Source organism: Devosia sp., assembly GCF_017307495.1.
Lineage (GTDB): Bacteria > Pseudomonadota > Alphaproteobacteria > Rhizobiales > Devosiaceae > Devosia_A.
The window spans coordinates 1-8,951 of sequence record NZ_JAFKHE010000009.1 but is presented as its reverse complement, the minus strand read 5'-3'; the positions used below and the strand labels follow the sequence as shown (position 1 = coordinate 8,951).

Below are 8,951 nucleotides of genomic sequence, written 5' to 3'. Positions count from 1 at the left end.
ATGTCTGTATTTAATGCGGGTAGCGTATCTTTTAAGCGTGAGGTTGATAAATTCAATGAAGAGTGCGCAGGAAAACTTTATTACAAAGACGATTTGATTGCCGCCCGTCAGGAATTGGGCCTTCCTGTCCACGATTGAGCTTAGAACTCAACGCCTGTTCCATAATGGAGATTATCAGATTGCAAGCCCTGCCGATCTCACGCCTTGACGAAACGCCGCCACGATCGCTTGATTGCTCCCCCAAGGATAGGGGTTAGCAGATTCATCGCTTTCGTGTCGTGACGCCAGTCCATAAATTTAGAGATCGACGGATTTCTTTGATGAAAACTTTTTTAAAAGTATCTCTTTCAATTATAGTTGTTTTAGCTTCAGTAATATTTGCACTAGATAAATGGGAGACACATCAAAGGTATGGTAAATCATTTTATGCCAACAATTGTATTGGCGTTGATGACAACCGCGATTGGAGCTTTAGATCATTCTATAATAAGTGCGACTACGATCTATATGTTCTTTATTGCTCTAAATATGCAGCAAAAGAAATTCTTGATATAATAACATCGTCAAATAGCAAATCAGAATGCGAAGGACATAATGTTGTGTCTGGAAAATCATTTAAAACTATAAAATGGGTAAACGAGCAAAGCTCAACTGCTTCTCATATACTAAGCACTTCGTCTTATAGAATTTCGGCGTGCAAATTCCCAAAAATTCCGGAGTACAATGGGTACGACGAGCTTATTTGTAGCGACACAACAAACGCTTACTTCTTTCACGATTAAAAGATTGATAAAGCTACGGTTCTAGGCCGCGATTCCGGCCATGATCGCGTTGAACACTCTGCCCTATACCTCGAACCTTCTGCAATGCAGCGCCGCGCTCGGCGTTGTGCTGGTTCCAACGATCGCGCAAGGCCGCCCGTGCCTCGTCCTGACGTTGGCGTAGCGCCTCGCATTCCGACATGAAACGATGCCGCGCCTGCACCAATGCGCCGGCATGGTCATCGCGGATCTGGTCGATCGTGGCGGAGATCCGCGTCCGGATCTGCATGCCGATTTTCGCCCGCTCCCGATCATGCTGTTTCATCACGATCGCGCGGCGCTGCTCTGCGGAGAATGCGGCAACCAATCCGCCGACAAGATCGCCCTCGCCGGCTCGATCGCGCACCACGGCCGCCGCATGCCACAGCCGGCCGAAAGGCGATTGCTCGTCACGCCGAAAGTCTTCTAGCTCGGAACGGTGCCGCATGAACAAGGCCGACCATATCGGCTTGTGATCTTCCTTGATGCGCTCGATCGCACGCGGAACAGCACTATCCTTCTCCTTGGTCATGGCGCGTTTTTCGTCGGCATAGGAAGCCTTCAGGCCTGTCCATTCTTCCTTGTGCCTGTCGCCCATCTGCCGGCCTTCGGCGGTAAGCGCGGCGGCGGTAGCCTGCTGACGCTCCTTCAGCCATGCCAAGCGATCGTCGCGCCCTTCCCGCTTCTCCCGCTCGTAAACGGGGCGGGATTTGCGCCGCGCGTCCACCTTCTCGCCCTGCGCCCGCCTGTTGGCATTGGCCAACCGTCCCTCGGTGATCTCGAGTCCGTTCTCCCGCTCGAAGCGCTTCGCCCATGTCTGCAATTTGCGCTGGGAATTTGACAGCGGCGAAGGTGAACCGTCCGGCTGCTTCGACGCGGCCGAAACCCCGTTTTCGGGGTGGATCAGGTTCACCATGACATGGACGTGTGGATGCTCCGTCTCGGTGTGCTTGATGGCGAGCGCCTGATATTCGTCCAGCCCCAAGGCCTTCAATGCGCCCTCGACCGATCGGCGTTCTATGCCCTCGGTCAGTTTCTCGCTCGCCGGAAACGTGATCGCGAAATGGTAGACGGTGTTCACCGCGGGCTTGCCGCGCTTGATGCCCGCGGCGTCCTTCAGGTCGCCGGCGCTCAACGCGGTTGCAGCCATCAACCGCCATGCGCTGTTGCCGCTCGCGCCGTCGAGATTGAACGACTGCACCCATCCGACCCGCTCGGTGGTGTCGCGCGATAATTCGCCCTCCTGCCGCGCATCATGCAGCAGGTAACGGGCGAGTCCCTTGAAGGATTTACCCTGCCCGATCTCGATCGGGTTCATGAGTGATCCTGTCGAGGTGTGAGCGGATGTCTTCGATCAGCGCGGGCAAACCGAAGCTGTCGAGGCGGCCGGCGTTCATGCGGCGCGTGATCTGATTCAGGTTCACGCCAAGCCGCAGCAACGCCGTGGCGAGCAGAGCGCGGGCACGGTTGTCGATCGCAGCCGCCGGCATGGCGCGGCCGAGAGACTGCCGGCGCATGAACTCGGACAGTGACAATCCGCAAGCGCCCGCCCGCTCCTCAAGCTGGGCGCGTTCGAGCGCAGTCAGCATGACGGCGGTTCGAACGTCCCGCTTCTTCTCGGGCGATTTGCGAGGTGCGCCCATCGGCGGCCGATGCCCCTTGTTTGGGGGTTCTTAGGGGGGGGCATTCCCCGCCTAAGCCAGAGTATTTATGTTAATAAATACACATCTGGCTATCCCTCTACAAGACTGCCACGACCTCTGCTAAAATGTCGTTAACCTGTTTGGCTGGAGTTGATGCCCCCTGCTCCCTTCTCCGGTCAAACAGGGACTAGCGAGAAAACAGACGGGCGAAAAAACCTTTCATGCGGGGCTGCTCCATCAGGCGGCGCAGTTCCTCGGCGTGGTCGGTTTTGGCCTCCGCAAGGATGCGGCGCAGTTCCTCCAACTGCTCGGCGCGGATTGCCAATTGACCGCGCAAGCCTTCGCCCTCGGCTTCCAACCGGTCGGCCGCCTCTGCCTTCGGGCGCAGCCGGTCAATCTCGGCATTGGCAACGGAAAGCTGTTCGGCCAATGTCTGAACATGCGCTTCTAAGGCGCTGATCGCCTTATCTTTCGAACCTTCGATCGAAGGTTCGAAAGAAGGCTTCGAAGTGTCCTTCGAACGCTTCGAAACAGGAGGCTTCGAAGCTTTGTCATTTGCGGCTTTCTCGCGGTCGAGCCAGACCCAAACTTTCTGCTCGTTATCGCGTTCACCCCTGATTTTTCCGGCCTTCCAACGGGAACGCACACTGTTCGGCGCTATGCCTAAAACCTCCCCCGCCTCTGCCAGTGACATACGTTCCTCGGCCATGCTCTCCCCTTCGATCGAAACCTTCGAAAATGATTCTCGAAGGCTTCGAAGATACCATTTTCGAAGCCTTTTCGAAGGCAATTTCGAAAGAAGGACGAATTTATCCCCCGCCCATGGCGCGGGCGGGGGGATGGGGCGATGAACGAGCGGCAAATTCATCAGAGCATCGACAGCTTTTTGGCCGATGCCTATGGCCTGCTGTTCTCGATCGCGCGGGGGATAGCGGCGGCGATCGGCGGCCTTTGGGCGCTGATGCCCGCCGATTGGCCGTCCTATGCAAAAGCCGCCGTGATGGTGGTCGGCTTCTTCGTGGCGCTGCGCCTGCTGCGCCTCGTCCTCCATTCGCCGCGCCGGCTGCTCGGGCTGTGGTGGATGAAACACCGATCGCCCTTCGGCCGGTCGCAATGGGCAAACCTGCGGGCGCTGCGTTCGGCCGGAATGACTGCGGCCGGTGGCCTGTTCCTCGGTCACTGGCGGGGCTGGTTTCGAAAGGCCGATCTGTTCCGTCACGGCGAGGGGCATTTGCTGACGATCGCCGGCAGCGGCGCGGGAAAATCCACAGCGCTTGTCATTCCGGCGCTTCTGGAAGCCGGTGAGGGGTCTTTTATCGTCACTGACCCAAAAGCCCAGCTTGCGGCCATGACGGCACGCTACAGGGCGACAAAGGGCGCGGTGATCTATCTAAACCCGTTTGCGGACGAACTGGCGCAACTGACGGGCGCAGCCCTGCCGGATTCGGGTTTCAACCCGCTTTCCGTGTTGGCTAAAGGCTACAATCTGCCGGACGATGCGCGGAGCCTGTCGCGGCTGCTGATGGTCACGGACAGGCGCGATTCCGGCTCCTACTGGAACGACGAGGCGGCGGCGTTGCTGGCCGTGTTCATGGTCTGGCAAATCCTGCGGGAACCGAAGGGGCATCAAACGCTCGCCTTCCTGTGGGGGATGGTGCGCGAAGACCCGTCCGCGATCGAGCAACGCCTGATGTGGATGCAGGGCGTTAAGGAAAGCCGGTTCTTGCAGGCCGAGGCGACACGGCTCATCGGTCTGATGAAGACGCCGGCACAATGGCAGGGCGTCATATCCAAAGCGCAACTGGCAACGGATCGCTACACGCCGGACACGCCGCTAGGGGATCACACGGCGCGGGACGGCCTCGATCTCGGCCGGCTCAAGCGCGAAAATATCACCGTCTATCTGATGGTGCCGACTGGCCGGATGAAGGTTGCGTTCCCGTGGCTCAACCTGGTCATGGGGACGATCGGCCTGGCTGTCGGCCGACCAGGTGCGGCGCGGCCGGTCTACATGCTGATGGATGAAGCGCCCGCCCTCGGATTCCTGCCCGATCTGCGAAACCATCTGCGCGAAACCCGCGAAGCCGGCCTGCGGGTTTGGCTGTTCAGCCAGACACGCGCCGCTCTCGCCAGCCCCGATCTTTACGGCGAAAACGGCTTTGCCGACATTATGGGGCTGTGTGAAACGCGCTCCTTCTTCAACATTGGCGAGGATACCTTAGCGCGGGAAATTTCCGCGATGCTGGGCGAAAAAACCGCCGTCAATCGCAGCGGCCGCACCAGCACCACGGCCGAAAATCTCTCCGTGGTCGGCGTCCCGCTCATGCGCCCTGAAGAAATCATGCGGATGAAACGGGGCAGTCAAATCATTGTGCGAACAGGTGGATTGAATCCGATCCGCGCTCGGCTCGTTCCATACTGGACACGCAAGAAATGGTCGGCTGTAGTCGACAAAAACCCATACCGGAAAGCATGATGACCGGATCGCTAAAAGACTTTCTGCCTATCGAGGCGCTCGCCCCATTGCTGGGAGGCCTGCTGCTCTGGTTCGGATTCAACTATCTGGTTCTGGCACCCAATGTCATCACGCCCCGCCTGACAGAAAAATATTACGTGCCGGCCTGCATCGCTTCGGTGAGTGCCGGCCGCAAAGCCGCCGCCGAACGTCTGGAAAAGGACGAAAAAGAATATGTGGCAAAGCTCAACAATTGGATGGTTGAGCAATCGGCGCAGTTGAAGGCGCGAGCCGGCAACGCTTTACAGAAATTCTTCGGTATGTACGGGAAAGAGGGGCAGGCCTATCTGCAACAGCATGGCAATGCTCTTGGCGGCCTCGTTGAGGGGGGCGTGAACAGCGTGGCGCCGGTCATCCTCGAACAGGGGCAGAAAGCCCTGACCGATTGGAGAAGCGGCCGGCAAAAGGAAATAAACGCCGCGCGTGGGCTGCAAAAGCACGCCGATCCGGCCGCCTTCTGCACCTGCAATGTCGCGGCGGCGATGGGCGATAACGTCGAGCTGGCGCTGTACACGTCGAGCCTACGCCTCCTGAAACCTAAAAAGGTGCGGGAACTCGAAAACGGCCATGTTTTCGAAGTCGAATGCGGGAAAGCGCCTGTCGTCTGATGGCTAAAAAGGTCTATTTCCGCGACGGCGTTCTGGAAGTGAACAGCGACTTCGTGAAAGCTCGCGCTCGCTCGATCCAGCTATCGACGCTCGAAAGCGTTCATCTTCACCGGAGTTTGTTTCTCGGAACGGTCGCCGTCTGCGGCGGCCTGATGCTGTTCGGGCTGGTGTTCTTCGACCTTTTGCATCTGCATGAGGTCATCTTGTCCTTGGCGATCGGCGGCGGCCTGCTCTGGTTGTCGTGGAATCTCGGCACCTTCACCGTCCATTCGAAGTTGACCGGTGCCAAGGGTTGGTCGGTGACATGGTGGATGAAACCGCTCAAGGCGATGCGCTCTGCCGTCGAAACCGCCCTAGAGGATCAGGCGCGGCAACGTCGATCGCGCAAAGGCGGCGCGGTCACGCATGCCGATAACGACGATGAAGAGGCTTCGGGCGAGGCCGAAGCATAAACCGGACAGTCACCACGTCCGCCGCTCGAACCTGTGGCGCGGCTCCCGATCTTCGCTTTGCTCGATCTATCCAGTTTCTAAAAGCGAAATGTCGCGGCGCTTATCGGTGCGCCGCGACATAGGCTCGAAGGACATTCTGCATTTTTGTCAGATGTCCTTTGCCTCCGGTTTCGCGATGAAAATATTCAAAAACGTCAGGGTCAAGCTTTAAATGCACCGATTTGGGCTGTTTCTTAGAGCCTTCTACCTTTGCATTTGCCCAAAAATCTGCGCCAAGGCTTTCACCTTCGGGGGCTTTGGGATCGTGATGGAGCTTACCCTGCTCCTTCATCTTCCTTATGTCCGCGAGCGATGCCCGCTTCATATTGTTGTCGCTCACTGCGACCTCCTTTCCATGCGGTTATCAAGCGAGTGACTCCATCTCGCTCGGTATGGACGACGACAAAGCATTCACCATCGACCATACCCAGAGAAATTAGTCTTTCTTCGCCGTAATCTTTCCGGCTATCGACCTTTGTAAGGTACTCCCCCTCAAAAATCAGAGCTGCGTAGACCATATCTACATTGCGGAGCTGTATGTTTTGCTCACGCTTGTTTTCATCCCATTCTAGTTCCACCTAAAATCGTCCTTCTTGAAATGCACGCCTCTAAAATCATCGGTGCTGTCCTACAAAATTTATTCATGAGGTCTAAATCTTCGCCTCATATAGAAACCGTACACGAAAAGTGTACACTTTTCAAGCTCTTTCTCGCCAAGCCTTCGACGGAAAGCCCACGGTGCGGCCTCCCAAAAAACACTTCCCTGCAGACAATATCGGCCTCTCAGCCCCCTGCGAACTTCCCAATTTGGCCTGAAAATTGCCGTTCCCCGTTCGATTCACGCCGAAGGCGAGAAGCGAACTCCCGCCGCAGGCGGGCGATGTTCCCCGTCCCGATGCAATCCACCCACCGTCACGCGCAAGACCAGTCACCCGATAGGGGCGAAACGCAGTGGAGCACGGCGCAGCCGTTGACGGTCTGAGCATGTCGGTATGATTGGGTCATGGGATGATACAAAAACTCATCCGCGAAGCGGATTCCGCATCAAATCTCCTTAGAAAAAGAATTGAGCATGGATTCAGTCCGGCTAGCGGACTCACGTTCTTTCTTGCGCTGAATCCCCTCCCAAATGACCGCCATGGATGCGGCGATGCCCCCATCCTCGAACTTCATGCGCATCTGGCCGCGCATGGGAAGGGCGGCAATCTGTTGCTCGATCTCGGCCGCCTGCGCTTCCCGTGCATGGGCGAAATCGTCCGGGACGGGGCAATCTCCGATCATCCGGCCAAGCAGCCGCCTAGCACGCTCTGGCAGGGAAAGGCGGTAGGCATTGCTGGTCTGCTGCACCTGAACGCCGCGCCCCTCGTTGCCGGTCGGGACGTAACGGCGCAGCCAGTCAAGGAAACCGTGCTGACGCAGGGCTTTCAAAGCCCGATGGACGGCGTCACGGGATCGGCGCAGCTTCCCCATGAGATAATCAAGCGATGGCTCTAGGCGGCCGTCCTTGCCGATCAGGCGGGTCAGATAGTCCAGCACCTCAAGGGCGACACTGCCGAGCGCACCATTGCGCGCCCCAGCCTGCTTGGTGGCAAGCTCGTATTTCCGCGCGCCTAGCCTGATCTGGCCAGCTTCCCGCGCCGTGATTCTGCGCCAGAAAAGCCCTTCGCACCGTCCTGCGGGTCTGGATGTGCGCCGCACTGGCTGGCCTGTGCGCTGCGCCCTCAAGCTGGCGCGGCGGTCGCTGACATTTCCCAATAAATCGGCGGGGTTTGTGTCCCCAATAGCTCTGAACATATGTTTTCCCTTCGGCGTTTCGGCCAAAGGGGCTGGGCTGCTCACGGTGTTGCCGCCTGAAAAAGGCAAAGCGATCCCGTGGCAAGAAAAGCTCTTGCAATCATCCGGCGATTGGGGGAAACTTGGAATTGTCCAGATACCAAGTTTTCCCGGCTCGCCGGTATCAGAAGCCCGCCCTTTGGCGGGTTTTTGTGTTTCTGGCTCTCCGTGAACCTTTCAAAACAGGCGGCAGAATCGCCACCCGATTCGGTCAATGGTGCCGGATAGGGGCGATTCCAGCAAGATTTAATCGGAAATTGCCCCCTAACGCCCCTTGCCGGCCGCAAGTATTCGTGACGGCCTGCCTCGCGAATCGGAGGGCATCATTACTATGGTTTTGAAATAAAAAGACCATACCGATGCCGATAGGGTCTTTTTGACTGGCCGAGTATTTCACCGATATTTCAAAATTGGTTCCATAATGCACATTATCAGACGCAGAAGTTGATTGAGTAAGAGGCTTCAGATCGGGTGGACACGGCCCCTCGACGCTGCATAATCAGCTATCTGCATAACGGGATCACAGTGGTGGCAGCTAGATCGATCTGCCTTGTCGCAATCGCCTCTACGGTGGTCTTCACCATTGGAGAATCGCACGCGGCCCGCATGAAATTTAGGGTGGGGAGCGGCTTAGCGTCAGTAGGGCGTTCGATAAAAACTTATCCTTCAACTACATTAAGTCCTGCACGTTTAAAAGACTGCGTAGAGAGGGAAAATAACATTGGTAAAATTGAAGATTCAAGAACGCTTATACACGCTGAAATTGAACGTAAACAAGACGAACTAAAAAAAGAAAAGTCACAGCTTGAGTATATAGCAATCATTATTGATGAACGAAAAGCCGCTTCTGTTAGAGAATTTAATAAAAAAGTCGATTTGTTTAACTCGAAGCGCGAAAAACTGAACGAGGCTATGTCTGTATTTAATGCGGGTAGCGTATCTTTTAAGCGTGAGGTTGATAAATTCAATGAAGAGTGCGCAGGAAAACTTTATTACAAAGACGATTTGATTGCCGCCCGTCAGGAATTGGGCCTTCCTGTCCACGATTGAGCTTAGAACTC

10 protein-coding genes are annotated in these 8,951 nt (G+C 56.4%); 4 read left to right on the top strand and 6 right to left on the bottom strand.

What is annotated here, in order from left to right:
* Positions 1-795: 795 nt before the first annotated feature.
* The 3 genes from J0I99_RS00300 to J0I99_RS00290 form a co-directional block, all read right to left on the bottom strand.
* Positions 796-2,118 (bottom strand): relaxase/mobilization nuclease domain-containing protein, encoded by a 1,323-nt coding sequence (locus tag J0I99_RS00300; RefSeq protein WP_291395087.1) that lies wholly within the window; start codon positions 2,116-2,118, stop codon positions 796-798.
* Positions 2,090-2,389 (bottom strand): hypothetical protein, encoded by a 300-nt coding sequence (locus tag J0I99_RS00295; protein WP_291395085.1) that lies wholly within the window; start codon positions 2,387-2,389, stop codon positions 2,090-2,092. The genes J0I99_RS00300 and J0I99_RS00295 overlap by 29 nt, the downstream gene beginning before the upstream one ends.
* A gap of 241 nt (positions 2,390-2,630) precedes the next feature.
* The gene (locus tag J0I99_RS00290; RefSeq protein ID WP_291395083.1) at positions 2,631-3,152 is read right to left on the bottom strand and encodes a hypothetical protein; all 522 of its coding nucleotides are present in this window, start codon (positions 3,150-3,152) and stop codon (positions 2,631-2,633) included.
* A gap of 138 nt (positions 3,153-3,290) precedes the next feature.
* Here J0I99_RS00290 and J0I99_RS00285 point away from each other — a divergent pair, with 138 nt between their 5' ends.
* Genes J0I99_RS00285 through J0I99_RS00275 form a run of 3 tightly spaced genes read left to right on the top strand, consistent with a single transcriptional unit; the run spans position 3,291 to position 6,018 of the window.
* The gene (locus tag J0I99_RS00285) at positions 3,291-4,919 is read left to right on the top strand and encodes a type IV secretory system conjugative DNA transfer family protein (RefSeq protein ID WP_291395081.1); all 1,629 of its coding nucleotides are present in this window, start codon (positions 3,291-3,293) and stop codon (positions 4,917-4,919) included.
* Entirely contained in the window at positions 4,919-5,566 is a 648-nt protein-coding gene (locus J0I99_RS00280) for a hypothetical protein (RefSeq protein ID WP_291395080.1), read from the top strand. The genes J0I99_RS00285 and J0I99_RS00280 overlap by 1 nt, the downstream gene beginning before the upstream one ends.
* Positions 5,566-6,018, top strand: a complete 453-nt coding sequence (locus tag J0I99_RS00275) for a hypothetical protein (RefSeq protein ID WP_291395078.1) — start codon at positions 5,566-5,568, stop codon at positions 6,016-6,018. The genes J0I99_RS00280 and J0I99_RS00275 overlap by 1 nt, the downstream gene beginning before the upstream one ends.
* A 100-nt stretch (positions 6,019-6,118) precedes the next feature.
* Here J0I99_RS00275 and J0I99_RS00270 read toward each other — a convergent pair whose 3' ends face one another.
* From J0I99_RS00270 to J0I99_RS00260, 3 genes are all read right to left on the bottom strand, one after another.
* The gene (locus J0I99_RS00270; protein ID WP_291395076.1) at positions 6,119-6,397 is read right to left on the bottom strand and encodes a BrnA antitoxin family protein; all 279 of its coding nucleotides are present in this window, start codon (positions 6,395-6,397) and stop codon (positions 6,119-6,121) included.
* Positions 6,333-6,635 carry a BrnT family toxin gene (locus J0I99_RS00265; RefSeq protein ID WP_291395074.1) on the bottom strand — a complete coding sequence of 101 codons (303 nt, stop codon included), beginning with the start codon at positions 6,633-6,635 and terminating at the stop codon, positions 6,333-6,335. The genes J0I99_RS00270 and J0I99_RS00265 overlap by 65 nt, the downstream gene beginning before the upstream one ends.
* Before the next feature lie 466 nt (positions 6,636-7,101).
* On the bottom strand, positions 7,102-7,851 hold the full coding sequence (locus tag J0I99_RS00260) for a helix-turn-helix domain-containing protein (protein ID WP_291395072.1): 750 nt from the start codon (positions 7,849-7,851) through the stop codon (positions 7,102-7,104).
* A gap of 567 nt (positions 7,852-8,418) precedes the next feature.
* On the opposite strand from J0I99_RS00260, the gene J0I99_RS00255 reads away from it, so the two are divergent.
* On the top strand, positions 8,419-8,940 hold the full coding sequence (locus J0I99_RS00255) for a hypothetical protein (protein ID WP_291395070.1): 522 nt from the start codon (positions 8,419-8,421) through the stop codon (positions 8,938-8,940).
* Positions 8,941-8,951: the final 11 nt, after the last annotated feature.